Below are 13,156 nucleotides of genomic sequence, written 5' to 3'. Positions count from 1 at the left end.
GCAGACCGGGCGCTTACTGCGCCTGCACGCTCTCCGCCACCCGGATGAGCTCCTCAGGGGAGACGTAGCCGTCGATGAGGAAGGCCGCCCCCTTCTCCTCGTCCATCCAGATGAGGAAGCTGGGATAGTCGGGACTGATGGTCTCCAGCAGATGGGCCTGACAGTCCTTGCCGATGGTGATGAGCTTTTCCGTGGAGTGCTCGTTGTCCACGGCGAAGGTGCCGGCGGTGTTGCCGGCCATATAGGAGAAGTAGAGGAACTGCTCCTGATCGTTGACGTAGATGGCCATATCCTCGGGCAGATCGCCCTGGGAGCGGTCCTCCATATAGCCCGCGGGGAGGTAGGTGGGCCGGTAGAGGACGTCGTCCGGGCCGTCCATCCCATCCCCCTGGAAGGAGAAGGCGGAGTGGTCCTCAAAGCGCTGGCTGAAGAAGTGGACCACCCAGGCCCGGGCGCTCGGGCTGAAGGTCACGGCGCTGCCCAGGCACAGGACCGCCCCCAGCGCCAGACAGGCCGCCGAGCGGAACAGGCGGCTGCGCCGCCACAGGCCGGGCCGGACCTTGGGCCGGGCACCGCCGCGGATGGGGTCCCGCAGCAGGGCGGCCATTTCGGCCTGATACTCCAGCGAGCGGGATGGCGCCTCGGTCTCACCCTCCGTCAGGGCCTCGGCATCCAGTCGGGCGGCCTCCAGAAGGGCGCTGCGCAGCAGAGCGTCAAATTCCGAATCCTTCACGGCCGTACCCCTCCTGTTCCAGTTTGTTTTGCAGCAAGGCTTTGCCCCGCATCAGACGCACCGCCACGGCATTTTCCGATAGGGAGAGTCGCCGGGCGATGTCCTTGTTGGACCACTCCAGCACGCAGCGCAGCTCCAGCACCTCCCGGTAGGTGTCCGGCATGGAGCGGATCAGCTCCACCAGGCGGTGGTAGGCGGTCTCGGTTTCGGGACCGGACCCGGCGGGCGGGTCCCAGCCGTCCTCCAGCGAGGTCAGCCGCTTCTCCTGCTTGAGCAGGTCCAGCGCAGTCCGTTTCACTATAATAACGACGAAGGGCTCCAATTCCTTACAGGAAATTTTGCGGATTTCGGAAAAATGTTTGATGAGCTTGAGAAACGCATCGTGAACGGCGTCCTCCGCCAGGACGGAGGACTTCAGCACCTGCAGGGCCACACGGTACATCCGGGGCTCATATTGCTCGTAGATCTGCTGGAGCAGAGCGCGATCCGTCTCCAGCTCCAGCGCGGTCAGGCCGGGCGGCATGCGCCTTCCCCCTTTCGCAGCGTATCTATACTGTATCACAAACACGCGGCGGAGGACAATACCAACCGGAAATTGAGAAAAATTTTTCCACAAAGCGACAAAAATTGCCCAAAAGTCCCACAGGTTGCTGTATCCAAAGAAAAAGGGATGTGGTATACTTAAAAAGGAAAATATCGGGGCGAAACCGCCCCGTCGGAGAGAAAAAGGAGTGTACAGCAATGCAGATCTATATCAGCGCCGACATCGAGGGGACCTGCGGCATCGCCGACTGGTCCGAGACCGAGCGCAAGACCATGGACGATTACCGGCCCTTCCAGCAGCAGATGACCCGGGAGGTAGCCGCCGCCTGCGCCGGAGCCGTGGCGGCGGGGGCGGAAGATATTCTCCTGAAGGATGCCCACGACACCGCCCGCAATCTTGACCCCACCGCCCTGCCCAGAGAGACGCGCATCCTGCGGGGGTGGACCGGGGACCCGCTGTCCATGATGTCGGGACTGGATTCCGCCCCCTTCGGGGCGGTGCTCTTCACGGGCTATCACGCCTGGGCCGCCTGCCCCGGCAATCCCCTCAGCCACACCATGAACCTGGGCAACGAGTACGTTGCCATCAATGGCGTGCGGGCCAGCGAGTTTCTTCTCAATTCCTACACCGCCGGCTATTACGGCGTGCCGGTGGCCTTCCTGTCCGGCGACGCCGACCTGTGCGCCTTCGCCCGGGAGCTCATCCCCGAGATCGTCACTGTCCCTGTCAATCGGGGTGTGGGCGGAGGGGTGGTCTCCCTCCACCCGGCGGTGGCGGTGGAGCGCATCCGGGCGGGCGCCGAGGAGGCGGTGAAAAAAGCCGACCGGTGCCGGGTGCACATGCCCGACCATTTCGAGTCGGTCATCCGGTTCCGGGAACACAAGCTGGCCTACTCCAAGAGCTTCTACCCCGGCGCCCGGCTGGAGGACGGCAAAAATGTATGCTTCGACAGCGACGACTGGTACGAGATGCTGCGCTATTTCCATTTCGTGCTCAGCGACTAAGGGAGGATCACATGCCACAGCAAAATGACAGAGATCTGCGCCTGGCGGTGCTCATCGACGCGGACAACGCCTCCCGGACCGCCATGCGGGACGTGATGGCGGAGATCGCCGTCTACGGCACCCCCACCATCAAGCGCATCTACGGAGACTGGACCACCCCCAATATGGCCTCCTGGAAACCCATCCTGCTGGAGAACGCCATCACCCCCATCCAGCAGTACAGCTACACCACCGGCAAGAACTCCACCGACTCGGCCATGATCATCGACGCCATGGATGTGCTCTACACCGGGCGGTGCGACGGCTTTGTCATCGTCTCCAGCGATTCGGACTTCACCCGGCTGGCAATCCGCCTGCGGGAGGCGGGGATGAAGGTCATCGGCATGGGGGAGAAGAAGACCCCCCAGCCTTTTATCGCTTCCTGCGACAAATTTGTCTACATCGAGGTCATACGGGCTGCCGGGGACAAGGCACGGGCCGCGGCCCGGAAGCTCCAGGAGCAGGCGGAGGTTGCCAAAGAAGAGCCGTCCGCCGCCAGGCCGGAGGAGCCAGCCGCCGGCAAGAGCCGGAAGGGCCGGAAGAAGGCGGCCGAGGTCCCGGAGCCTGCGCCGGAGCCCCCCGTGCCGGAGCCGCCCGCCGCCGAACCCGAGCGGGGAGTGCCGCCGGAGATGGTGGATCTGATCGCCGACGCGCTGGAGATGATCGCGGACGAGGACGGCTACGCCTTTATGGGAGAGCTGGGCAACCTGCTGGCCAAACAGAGACCCGACTTCGACCCCCGAAACTATGGCTTTTCCAAGCTCACCACCCTCATCAAAAGCCTGCCCCGCTTCGAGGTGGACGCGCGGCAGACCTCCAACCCCCACACCAAGCACATTTATCTGCGGGATAAGAAGCGGAAATAGATGCTGGGGAGGGAGGGCTGACCCATGATGACCCCATGCAACCGGCGGATGCAGGGATTGCATACCGGATCCGGGTGGAGAACCTGAGCAGCTTCGGAACGGCCCGGAGCGCGGCATACGAATACAACTTTTATGTCTGTTCCAGAGATTACCACACAGCGCGGTACGCCCTTGGGCGGTGATGAACGGGGCGGGACCCGGCTGCACGGCTGGGGAGACCCGGCAGGGAGGCGCGGTATATGGGAGACGGCAACAAGTCCATCAGCTTTTTCGGCCTGGTGGCCATGGGCATTGGGTGTATGCTGGGTACGTCCTGGCTCCTGCTCACCGGCCCCTGGCTGGAGGTGGCGGGAGGTCCCCTGAACCTGGCCGTGGCGTTTGCCCTGTGCATCGTCGTCGAGCTGCCCTTCGCCTTTGCCTATATGGAGGCCATCCCCATGCTGCCACGGCAAGGGGGCGAGGTGGTCTACTCCAGCGCCGCCTTCGGCCCCGGCGGGGGCTTTGCGGTGGGCTGGGCGGGGGTGCTGATGAACTCCATCGTCTTCTGCTGGGTGGACCTGGCCGCCATCTCCCTGCTGGATGAGCTGTTTCCCGCCCTGGGCCGGGTGGGGCTGCTCTATACGGTGGGAGGCCACTCGGTGACCCTGCCCAATGTGCTGTGCCAGCTTGCCCTGGCCGGCGCCATTGTCTATATCCAGTACCGAGGCGCCGACCTGTGCGCCTCCCTGGCCAAGCTGGCCACCGTGGTGCTGCTCACCATGTGCCTGGCCGGGCTGGCGGTCTGCTTCTCCCACTTCGACCCGGCGGTCTACGCCGCCGACGGTGGGCTGGAATTCCACTTCAGCGGTTCGGCCTCCCTGCTGTCCATGCTGGTGTTCTCGGTGGCCGGATGGGAGACGGTGGCCAAGGCGGCGGCCGACGCCACCGGCTCCGCCGCGCGGAAGGCGGGAGCCGCCCTGATTACCTGCCTGCTCATCGTCACCGCCCTTTTGTGCCTGGTGCCCACCGCGGTGGCGGGGAACCTGCCCTGGCGGACGGCGGTGGACCGCACCGCCCCCTTTGCCGATGTGCTGGTGTCCATCACCGGCTGGCCGGCGGTGCGCCTGGCCTTCCTGGCCACAGCCCTTGTGGGGGCGGTGGGGGTGATGAACTCCACCCTCTACTCCTCCTCCCGGATGCTCTACGGCCTGGCCCGGTCCAAGCTGGTCCCCGGCGGATTCGGGCGGCTCCACCCCCGGTACGGGACCCCCACCCGGTGCGTCTGGTTCGCCGCCGCCTTCGTCCTGCCCGCCCCCTTCACCGGAAAGCTCTTCTTCCGGCCCCTCATCCACGTGGCCTCCCTGGCCACCATCGTCATGTGGGTCATGACCCTGGCGGCGGTGCTGCGGCTGCGCCGGACCCGGTCCGACCTGCCCCGGCCGGTGCGCATGCCCGGCGGGAGGCCCATGGCGGCGTTCGGTGTTCTGGCCGCCCTCTTTCTGGCGGGGAACATCCTGCTACCCTTCAGCCCGGGGGCGCTGACGCCCCTGGAGTACCTGCTGGCCCTGGGGCTGACGGCCCTGGGGAGCGGGCTCTACCGCCTGCGGGACCGGAGCCTGACTCGGCAGGAGCGGGAGGCCCTCATCCTGGGGGATGGGCGGAAAGAGGTATAAAAAAGCCTGTTCGGACATCCGAACAGGCTTTTTTACATTGGTCAGGGAGCAGGCTTGAACATCTCCCTGCCCATGCGGCACAGGGGACACACCCAGTCGGCGGGGAGGGACTCGAAGGGGGTTCCGGGGGCGACGCCGCCCTTGGCGTCGCCTTGTTCCGGGTCATAGATGTAGCCGCAGATGGAGCAGACATACTTCTGAGCCTTGGGTGCGGCGGGCTTAGCGGGGGCGGTCAGGGCGGCCACGGCCCGGGCGTAGTCGGCCACGGCGGCTAGGTCGGCCTCGGTGGGCCGGAAGCAGACCTTGAAGGGCTTTTCCAAGGTCTTGAATTTCAACTGGGCGAGCTGGGCCTGAAGCATGTCGGCGGCCTCGCCGGTCCAGCCGAAGGAGCCGAAGGCGCCGGCGGCCCGGCCCTTGGTGTTGATGGCGTCCACGGCGTGGACGGCGTGCCAGATGGCCTCGGGGGCATTGCGGTTGATGGTGGGGGCGCCGAAGAGGACCACGTCGCAGCCGTTGACCAGACCGGATACGTCGGCGGCGTCATAGACCAGATCGGCGGCGGTGACTTGAAAGCCCTCGTCCGCCAGGGCCCGGGCGGCGGCCTCGGCCAGCGCCTTGGTGCAGCCGTAAGCCGAGCAGTAGAGCACGGCGGCGGTGGGGCCGGACTTGGGGGCGGGGGTGCTCCAGGCGCGGTAGCGCTCCTTGGCATGGGCCAGGGTCTCGGTGAGGACGGGGCCGTGGCTGGGGCAGACCAGCTCGGCCTCGGCGGGCATCTTGTCCAGTCCGGCCAGAACGCTGGGCTTGAAGGGCCCGAAGATGCAGTCAAAATAGTAGCGCAGCTCCCCCTCGTAGGCATTCCGGTAGACGGGGTGGATGCCGGTGTCCTTCATGGTGGGCTCGCAGAAGTGGGCCCCCAGGAAGTCACAGGTGAACAGGGTTCGGTCCGCCGGGTCCCAGGTGAACATGGAATCGGGCCAGTGGAGCAGGGGAGCGGTGAGGAAGTGGAGGACCTTATTGCCCAGGTCCAGGGTGTCTCCATCCTTCACCACCCGGCAGGGGAGCGCCCGGTTGGCGATGGCGGTGAGGAACTTCTTGGCCGAGGTGGTGCACAGCACCGTCAGATTGGGGCAGCGTTCCAGCAGCCGGGCCACGCTGCCGGAGTGGTCGGGCTCGGTGTGGTTCATGATCAGGTAGTCCACCTGTTCCAGGGGGAGGACCTCCTCCACGTTGGACACAAACTCGTCCCAATAGTCCAGGTGGACGGTTTCGATGAGGACGTTTTTCTCTCCGGTGAGCAGATAGGCATTGTAGGAGGTGCCGTATTTGGACTCCATGACGATGTCAAATACCCGCAGGGCGGGATTCAGAATGCCGACGGACCAGATACCCTCACGCAGCTTGATGGCGCTCATAGCAGATTTCCTTTCCAAAAGTCAGGATTTGCGGCCGGACCGCACACTTTTCGCCTTTCAGTATAGCGTTCCGACGGGGACTTGTCAACAAAATCCTAGTGAATAAGAGGGAATTTTGGCGGGGTTGACTTCCCACTGGCTTTGACATACAATATCGGAACGTGAACAACGTGGGAGGGGCAGAAACATGCTGGTTTATCTGGACAATGCGGCTACGACACAGGTGTGTCCCCAGGCGGCCCGGGCCGCCCTGGAGGTCATGACGGAGGAGTTCGGCAATCCCTCCTCGCGTTATGCCTGGGGAGGACGGGCGGCCGCCCGGCTCCGGGAGGACCGGCAGACGGTGGCGGACACCCTGGGCTGCGCGCCGGAGGAGCTGTTCTTCACCTCCTGCGGCACCGAGGGGGACAATTGGGCTGTGCGGGGGGCGGTGCGGTACAACCGGCACAAGGGAAAGCACATCGTCACCACCGCCATCGAGCACGCCGCCGTGCTGGAGCCCATCCGGGAGCTGGAGGAGCAGGGCTATGAGGTGACCCGGCTCCGACCGGACCGGACCGGGCACATTGACCCGGAGGAGCTCTCCGCCGCCCTGCGGCCGGACACGGTGCTGGTGTCGGTGATGCTGGTGAACAATGAGCTGGGGACCATCCAGCCCGTGAAGGCGGCGGCGGAGGCCATCCGGCGGACCCAATGCCCAGCCTTGCTCCACACCGACGCGGTGCAGGGCTTTTTAAAGGTGCCCTTCACCCCCCGGGGTCTGGGCGCCGACCTGGTGACCATCAGCGGCCACAAGGTCCGGGCCCCCAAGGGCATCGGGGCCCTGTATATCAAAAAGGAGCGGATTTCCAAGTGGAAGCCTCTGCTCCCCGGCGGCGGGCAGGAGGGCGGGCTGCGCTCCGGCACCGAGCCCACGGCCCAGATCGCGGCCTTGGCGGCGGCCTGCCGGGCCTGGGGCGGGGAGAAGGCCATCCGGCACATAGCCGATGTGAAGGAGTACGCTCTGGAGCGGCTCCGGGCCCAAGTGGAGGGCCTCCGGGTAATCAGCGCGGGGGATGCCCCCCACATCTGCGCGGTGAGCCTGCCGGGCTACCCCAGCGAGATGCTGGTGCGGGACCTGAGCGACCGGGGCATCTGCGTGTCCTCCGGCTCGGCCTGCCATCGGGGGAAGCCCAGCCATGTCTTTGCCGCCCTGGGCCTGAGCAAGCAGGAGCTGATGGGGGTGCTGCGGGTCTCTTTCGGGCCGGACAGCACCCGCCGGGACGCTGAGGCTCTGGCCGACGCACTGGCCGAGATTCAAAAAAATCGCATTGCAGTGAGGTAATGATGTTCCACTATATGAGACGCGGGAGGGCCTTCTACAAAGACGTGGTGATCCTGGCCATCCCCATTATCCTGCAGAATCTGGTCACCACGTCTCTGGGCCTCGTCGATACCCTGATGGTAGGGATGCTGGGCGAGACCCCCTTGGCGGCGGTCACCACCGCCAACATGCCGGTGTTCGTCATCCAACTGGTCATTTTCGGCCTGCAGAGTGGCTCCTCCGTCCTCATCAGCCAATATTGGGGCAAGGGTGACCGGGAGAACATCAATCGGGTCATCGGCATCGGCTGCTATGTGGCGGGGGCCATCTCCATTCTCTTTGCCCTGGTGATGATGGCCTTTCCACGCCCGCTTATGGGTCTGCTGGTGAACGACGCCGCCCTGGTGGAGATCGCCGCCGACTACGCCCGCATCGTGGGCCCCTCCTACATTCTCAACAGCATCACCGGGGTCTACGTGGGGGCCCACCGCAGTATGGAGAACCCCAAGCTGGGGCTCATCATCTTCTCCATCTCCATGTGCACCAACACCTTTCTCAACTGGGTGCTGATCTTTGGCAATCTGGGGGCCCCGGCGCTGGGCGTGGTGGGCGCTGCGGTCGCCACCCTGACGTCCCGGGTGGTGGAGTTTGTGGCTATGGCAATCTACGCTCTGACCAACCGGCGCTTCCGGCTGCAGTTTGCCCTGCTGCTCCGGCCCAGCAGGGAGCTGGTGGGAAAGTTCGTGCGCTACTCCAGCCCCGTGGTGCTCAACGAGACCATGTGGGGCCTGGGCACTACCTTATATAAAGTGATCATGGGCCACATGGAGGGAAGTGCCGCCATCCTGGCCGCCCGTGCCCTGGCGGGCAACATCGAGGACATCTGCTCGGTGGCCATCTTTGCCGTGGCTGGTTCCACCGCCATCATCGTGGGACGGGAGATCGGCGCGGGGCGGCGGGATACGGTCTACGAGGTGGGGGCCACCATGAACACCCTGGCCCTTCTGTGCGGGGGTGTACTGGGGGGGCTGTTGGTGCTGGCCGCCCACTTCCTCCTGCCGGTGTGGGTCTACCCTATCTTCGACCTGTCCGCACGGTCGGCGGGCATCGCCACCATGATGCTCACCTTTACCGGGACTACGCTGGCCCTGCGGGCCTTCAACTCCACCAACATTGTGGGAGTCCTCCGGGGTGGCGGCGACGTCCGGACCGCTATGCGCATCGACATTCTGCCCCTGTGGGCGGTGGCCCTCCCCCTGGCCGCCCTGTTCGGGCTGGCGCTGAAGTGGGGGATTTTCTGGGTCTACATCGGCATCACCATGGAGCAGGTAAGTAAATTCGGCTTTGGCGTGGGGCGCTTCCGGTCCCGCGCCTGGATCAATGACGTTACTGTGGCCCGCTATCAGCGGGAGGAAACGCCGAGCCGGAGCGCAGATACATAAAAAGAGACCGCCTGCGCCTTGAGGCGCAGGCGGTCTCTTTTTGGACGGCTAACTGGTAAGCTGCTCCAGGCTGGTCTGAACGAAGAAACAGCCCAGTCGGTTCAGCCGCTCCCGAATGAGCTCCCGGCTGGTGCCGCCGGTGTCGTAGCGGACGGCCAGGTCGCCGGAGCTCTGGTCGAGCCGGACCTCCAGCACGCCGGGCATGGCCAACAGCTCCTGCTGGACCTGACGGGTGGAAGGCTCCGGCAGGGCAGGCAGGTGGAAATGGACGTTGGTCAGGGGCATGGCGATCACCTCCACTCCCAGGATGCCCCAAATGCGCAGAAAAACCCGCCGGGGCTATTTGATTAAATGTGCTCCGGCCAGATACTGATAGGTGGTGGGGGGCAGCAGCTTGATGAGCCTGGAAGCCTGACTTTGGGGCTCTGAGAGCAGGCTGCGCACCTTGGAGGCGCTGATGACCGTGTTGTCGGCGGAGAAGCGGGGGATCTCCCGCAGGGTCACGCCGTGCTCCGGCAGGATGCGGCGGAGCATCTCGTTGTAGACGGCGGTGGTAGGGCTGAAGGGCTCCTGGCCCACGTAGCGGGAGGTGACGTCCAGGGCCTGGGCGATGCGCAGGAACACCTTACAGTCCAGGGCGGCCTGGATCTGGGTGATCGCTTCGCTGCTGGGAAAAAAGTAGGAGGGAAACACAGCGGTGGAGATGAGGTAGCTGCCCGTCTCATGGAAGATGAGGTTGTGCAGGTCACGGGTGCCCTGCTCCACTAATTGTTTGCGCACGGAGAAGGAGAACTGGGACACGTCCTCGGAGACGAGGAACAGGTGGACGGTGTCATTTTCCCGGCAGGCCGTCTCCACCAGCCGCCGGTGGCCCAGGGTAAATGGGTTGGCGTTCATGACGATGGCGGCCTGCCGGCCATGGCCCTGCTGCAGCCGGCTGAGATAGCTCTCGAAGCCGTGGGGGCGGTTCTCCAGGAAGACCACCTGGCCCTCCACCCGGGCAATCTCGTGAAAGCCCAGGTCCCGGAAGACGGGGAGGTTGCAGCATTTGGTGTGCAGCAGCAGATGGCAGTTGCCCCGGCCATACTGATATTCCACCAGGTGGGAGACCACAGTGTTCAGCAGCCCCTCGCCCCGGTGGGCCCCGTCCACGGCAAAGCAGCGCAGCGTATTGCGGAAGCAGGAGCCGGTGGCCACCAGCCGCTCATGCCGGTCATAGACGCCCGCGGTGTAGTCCAGGTGGGGGTCTTCGTGGATGCCCTCCTGCTCCAGCAGGCGGCGCCACTCCGCAGCGGCGGCGGGGTCCCGCCGGTCCAGTTGTCTCAGCGTGATATCGTCCATCGAACCCTCCCGCGTCTCAGCGCGTAAAATCCAAAATCAGGGCGTGGCGGTCCCGTCGAAGGTGTAGGGCTTGATCTGCCGGACCACATCCAGGATGGTGCCGTCCCGGGCCTCCACCACGGCCACCACCTTGTCCTGCCACTGGAGCTCGTCCGGGACGCCCACGATGCCGTAGGCCCGGTCCCGCAGGGATTGGATGGTCACGTGGGGAATGCCCGCCGCGTCCAGGCAGGCGATGAGGTCGGCCCGGAGGGGGTTGACGGCTACGCCGTAGTCGGTGACCAGCACGTCCACGCAGTCGCCGGGGGTGGTGACCGTCACCACATGGTCGCACACCGTAGCCATCCGGCCCCGGACCAGCGGCGTGACAATGATACAGCACTTGCTGCCGGCGGCGGTGTCCGGGTGGCCGCCGGGGGCGCCCCGCAGCACGCCGTCCGAGCCGGTGAGCACGTTGACGTTGAAGTCCACGTCGATCTCCAGGGCGGAGAGGATGACGAAGTCCAGACGGTTGACGAAGGCCCCCTTGTTGGCGGGGTTGGCGTACTGGCTGGCGCTCATCTCGTAGTGGCCGGGGGTACGGTGGATGCTCTCCACGGCCCCCAGGTCAAAGTCCTGCACGTCGATGATCTGGCCCACCAGGCCCTGCTTGAGCATCTCCACCATGGAGGTGCAGATGCCGCCGATGGCCCAGCCCATTTGGATGCCGCGCTCCTCCATGAGGGGGGTGAGGAAGCGGTTCACCGCCAGGGAGGGGCCGCCCACGCCGGTCTGGAAGGAGAAGCCGTCCCGGAAATAGGGGGTGGCGGCCATGACCCGGGCGGCGCTCTCCGCCATCATCAGGTCCCGGGGGTTCTCGGTCATCCGGGCGGCGGCGCTGGCGATCTTTTTGGGGTCCCCGATGGAGTCCACCACCACCACGCAGTCCACGTCGATGGCCTCCACGCTGGCCGGGTAGTTGGGGAAGGGGACCAGGGTGTCGGTGACCACCACCACGTGGTCGGCAAAGCGGGCATCGGTCATGGCGTAACCCAGGGAGCCGCAGTCGCTCTTGCCGCCCACGCCCCGGCAGTTGCCCATGGAATCGGCGGTGGGAGCCGCCACAAAGGCGATGTCGATGTGGAGCTCCCCGGCCTCGATGGCCCGGGGGCGGCCACCGTGGCTGCGGATGACGGCGGGGGTCTTCAGCTCCCCGCGGGAGACCGCCTCCCCCACCTTGCCCCGGATGCCGCTGGTCTGGATGCCCACCACCTTGCCCTGGCGGATATACTCGGCCACCGGGTCGTGGGCACTGCCCAGCGAGGTGGCGGCGATGGTGATGTCCTTTAGCCCCAGCTCTTCAAAGAGAGTGGCCACGGTCAGGTTCACCACGTAGTCGCCGTCCCGCAGGTGGTGGTGGAAGGAGACCGTCATGCCATCGTGGGCGCCGCAGCGGAGCAGAGCCTCCTTCAGGGTGGGGACCACCTTGGTCTCCACCGGCTTCTCACAGCGCCGGACCCGGGGCCCGGCCTTGGTAAAATAGACGCCGTCCTTGGCGTTTTTGCCCTGATAGACCTCACGGCCGCCGGCGAGCAGGCAATCCGGGATGTCGCGTCCCACAAAATTCTTCATCTCAAAGCTCCCCCTTGTAGATGCCGCAGGCCTTGGCCAGCGCGATGGTGCGGGCTGCGCCGGGCAGAAAGGCGACGTCGATCATCTTGCCGTCGATGGTAAAGACGCCGATGCCCTGGGCGGCCTGCTCCTGGACGGCCCGGACGATCCTTTCGGCGGCGGCGATCTCCTGTTCGGTGGGGGCGAAGATCTCATGTACGATGGGGACCTGCTTGGGATTGATGACGCTCTTGCCGTCGAAGCCCATCCGGTGGTTGTCGGCGACCTCCCGGCGGAAGCCCTCCATGTCGTCCAGGTCGGTGAACACGGTGTCAAAGCACTGGACGCCGGCCGCCCGGGCGGTGAGAACCATATGACCCCGGGCGGCGGCCATCTCGATGCCGTCCCGGGTGGGGGAGACCTGCATGCACTTGCGGAAGTCGCCGCCGGACAGGGCGATGCCCAGCATTCGGTTGGAGGCGCAGCAGATCTCGTAGGAATTGAGCACACCTTTGGGGCTCTCCAGTGCCGCCATCAGCAGGGTCCGGCCCGGCTCCATGCCGAACTCGGCCTCGGCCTGCTCCACGGCGTGCTCCACCTGGCGGATGTCGGCGGCGGACTCACACTTGGCAATGCGGATGCCGTCGGCCCCCGCCGCCACGGCCACCCGCACGTCCTCCCGCCAGTGGGGAGTGTCCAGGCCGTTGATGCGGACCAGCACCTCGGTGTCGCCGTAATCCACCGTGGTCAGGGTGTGGTAGAGGGAGAAGCGGGCGGCGTCCTTCTGGTTCTCCGCCACCGCGTCCTCCAGGTCCAGGATCAGGCTGTCGGCACCGTAGATGTAGGCGTCCTTGATGAGGCCGGGCTTCTGGGCGCTGAGGAACATCATGGTGCGGCGCAGGCGGAAGCGCTCGGGGGTGGGACGTGGGATCATCGCACTTCGCCTCCCCAGGGATAGCCCTCGTCGATCCCGCAGCCGCGGAACACAGCACACTCCACGCGGGCCTTGATGGTGCAGTCCAGCGCACCCATGTCCACTACGGTGACCTTTGCATCGGCGACAGCTAGATGATCGAGCACCTCGCGGACCGTGGCCATGATCTGCCTGCCGTACTGGTTGAGCACACTGCTTTGGATGGAGATGTCCAAGGTACCTTCGCCGGGCTCGACCGAAACCTGCACGTCGCTGGACTCCAGCGTCCCGGCGACGGCCGCCTTTTTCAACTGCAT

13 protein-coding genes are annotated in these 13,156 nt (G+C 65.5%); 5 read left to right on the top strand and 8 right to left on the bottom strand.

Annotated features, from left to right (window positions below):
• Positions 1-13: 13 nt before the first annotated feature.
• Entirely contained in the window at positions 14-733 is a 720-nt protein-coding gene (locus BN2154_RS13870) for a DUF4367 domain-containing protein (RefSeq protein ID WP_050619342.1), read from the bottom strand.
• Entirely contained in the window at positions 714-1,256 is a 543-nt protein-coding gene (locus tag BN2154_RS13865; protein ID WP_050619341.1) for an RNA polymerase sigma factor, read from the bottom strand. The genes BN2154_RS13870 and BN2154_RS13865 overlap by 20 nt, the downstream gene beginning before the upstream one ends.
• Positions 1,257-1,474: 218 nt before the next feature.
• On the opposite strand from BN2154_RS13865, the gene BN2154_RS13860 reads away from it, so the two are divergent.
• From BN2154_RS13860 to BN2154_RS13850, 3 genes are all read left to right on the top strand, one after another.
• On the top strand, positions 1,475-2,281 hold the full coding sequence (locus BN2154_RS13860) for a M55 family metallopeptidase (protein ID WP_050619340.1): 807 nt from the start codon (positions 1,475-1,477) through the stop codon (positions 2,279-2,281).
• An 11-nt stretch (positions 2,282-2,292) separates the two neighbouring features.
• Positions 2,293-3,186, top strand: coding sequence for an NYN domain-containing protein (locus BN2154_RS13855; RefSeq protein WP_050619339.1), 894 nt, complete (start codon positions 2,293-2,295; stop codon positions 3,184-3,186).
• Between the two features lie 239 nt (positions 3,187-3,425).
• Positions 3,426-4,838 (top strand): APC family permease, encoded by a 1,413-nt coding sequence (locus BN2154_RS13850; RefSeq protein ID WP_050619338.1) that lies wholly within the window; start codon positions 3,426-3,428, stop codon positions 4,836-4,838.
• A 41-nt stretch (positions 4,839-4,879) separates the two neighbouring features.
• Here BN2154_RS13850 and BN2154_RS13845 read toward each other — a convergent pair whose 3' ends face one another.
• Positions 4,880-6,250: a rubredoxin gene (locus BN2154_RS13845; protein WP_195892360.1), complete on the bottom strand. Its 1,371-nt coding sequence runs from the start codon at positions 6,248-6,250 to the stop codon at positions 4,880-4,882.
• Positions 6,251-6,437: 187 nt separating this feature from the next.
• Between BN2154_RS13845 and BN2154_RS13840 the strand changes: the two genes are divergently transcribed.
• Together BN2154_RS13840 and BN2154_RS13835 are read left to right on the top strand one after the other, a co-directional pair.
• A complete protein-coding gene (locus BN2154_RS13840) occupies positions 6,438-7,574 on the top strand; it encodes a cysteine desulfurase family protein (protein WP_094762521.1) in 1,137 nt (378 codons plus the stop codon).
• Positions 7,575-7,588: 14 nt separating this feature from the next.
• Positions 7,589-8,995, top strand: a complete 1,407-nt coding sequence (locus tag BN2154_RS13835) for an MATE family efflux transporter (protein WP_242853766.1) — start codon at positions 7,589-7,591, stop codon at positions 8,993-8,995.
• A gap of 48 nt (positions 8,996-9,043) precedes the next feature.
• Here BN2154_RS13835 and BN2154_RS13830 read toward each other — a convergent pair whose 3' ends face one another.
• Genes BN2154_RS13830 through citD form a run of 5 tightly spaced genes read right to left on the bottom strand, consistent with a single transcriptional unit; the run spans position 9,044 to position 13,156 of the window.
• The gene (locus BN2154_RS13830) at positions 9,044-9,280 is read right to left on the bottom strand and encodes a hypothetical protein (RefSeq protein WP_050619336.1); all 237 of its coding nucleotides are present in this window, start codon (positions 9,278-9,280) and stop codon (positions 9,044-9,046) included.
• Between the two features lie 54 nt (positions 9,281-9,334).
• Complete coding sequence (gene citC / locus BN2154_RS13825) at positions 9,335-10,336, bottom strand: [citrate (pro-3S)-lyase] ligase (protein ID WP_050619335.1); 1,002 nt, start codon at positions 10,334-10,336, stop codon at positions 9,335-9,337.
• A gap of 36 nt (positions 10,337-10,372) precedes the next feature.
• On the bottom strand, positions 10,373-11,947 hold the full coding sequence (gene citF, locus BN2154_RS13820) for a citrate lyase subunit alpha (RefSeq protein ID WP_050619334.1): 1,575 nt from the start codon (positions 11,945-11,947) through the stop codon (positions 10,373-10,375).
• A 1-nt stretch (position 11,948) separates the two neighbouring features.
• On the bottom strand, positions 11,949-12,860 hold the full coding sequence (locus tag BN2154_RS13815; RefSeq protein WP_050619333.1) for an aldolase/citrate lyase family protein: 912 nt from the start codon (positions 12,858-12,860) through the stop codon (positions 11,949-11,951).
• Positions 12,857-13,156 carry a citrate lyase acyl carrier protein gene (gene citD, locus BN2154_RS13810; RefSeq protein ID WP_050619332.1) on the bottom strand — a complete coding sequence of 100 codons (300 nt, stop codon included), beginning with the start codon at positions 13,154-13,156 and terminating at the stop codon, positions 12,857-12,859. The genes BN2154_RS13815 and citD overlap by 4 nt, the downstream gene beginning before the upstream one ends.

This window comes from Intestinimonas massiliensis (ex Afouda et al. 2020) (assembly GCF_001244995.1).
Taxonomy (GTDB): domain Bacteria; phylum Bacillota; class Clostridia; order Oscillospirales; family Oscillospiraceae; genus Intestinimonas; species Intestinimonas massiliensis.
This window is presented reverse-complemented; position numbering and strand designations above follow the sequence as displayed.

Bases quoted from the DNA above. Each gene is read 5' to 3' on its own strand.
- BN2154_RS13835 (WP_242853766.1), top strand. From the start codon at position 7,589: ATGAGACGCGGGAGGGCCTTCTACAAAGACGTGGTGATCCTGGCCATC.
- BN2154_RS13830 (WP_050619336.1), bottom strand. From the start codon at position 9,280: ATGCCCCTGACCAACGTCCATTTCCACCTGCCTGCCCTGCCGGAGCCT.
- citF (WP_050619334.1), bottom strand. From the start codon at position 11,947: ATGAAGAATTTTGTGGGACGCGACATCCCGGATTGCCTGCTCGCCGGC.
- citD (WP_050619332.1), bottom strand. From the start codon at position 13,156: ATGCAGTTGAAAAAGGCGGCCGTCGCCGGGACGCTGGAGTCCAGCGAC.
- citC (WP_050619335.1), bottom strand. From the start codon at position 10,336: ATGGACGATATCACGCTGAGACAACTGGACCGGCGGGACCCCGCCGCC.
- BN2154_RS13815 (WP_050619333.1), bottom strand. From the start codon at position 12,860: ATGATCCCACGTCCCACCCCCGAGCGCTTCCGCCTGCGCCGCACCATG.
- BN2154_RS13850 (WP_050619338.1), top strand. From the start codon at position 3,426: ATGGGAGACGGCAACAAGTCCATCAGCTTTTTCGGCCTGGTGGCCATG.
- BN2154_RS13845 (WP_195892360.1), bottom strand. From the start codon at position 6,250: ATGAGCGCCATCAAGCTGCGTGAGGGTATCTGGTCCGTCGGCATTCTG.
- BN2154_RS13840 (WP_094762521.1), top strand. From the start codon at position 6,438: ATGCTGGTTTATCTGGACAATGCGGCTACGACACAGGTGTGTCCCCAG.
- BN2154_RS13855 (WP_050619339.1), top strand. From the start codon at position 2,293: ATGCCACAGCAAAATGACAGAGATCTGCGCCTGGCGGTGCTCATCGAC.
- BN2154_RS13860 (WP_050619340.1), top strand. From the start codon at position 1,475: ATGCAGATCTATATCAGCGCCGACATCGAGGGGACCTGCGGCATCGCC.
- BN2154_RS13865 (WP_050619341.1), bottom strand. From the start codon at position 1,256: ATGCCGCCCGGCCTGACCGCGCTGGAGCTGGAGACGGATCGCGCTCTG.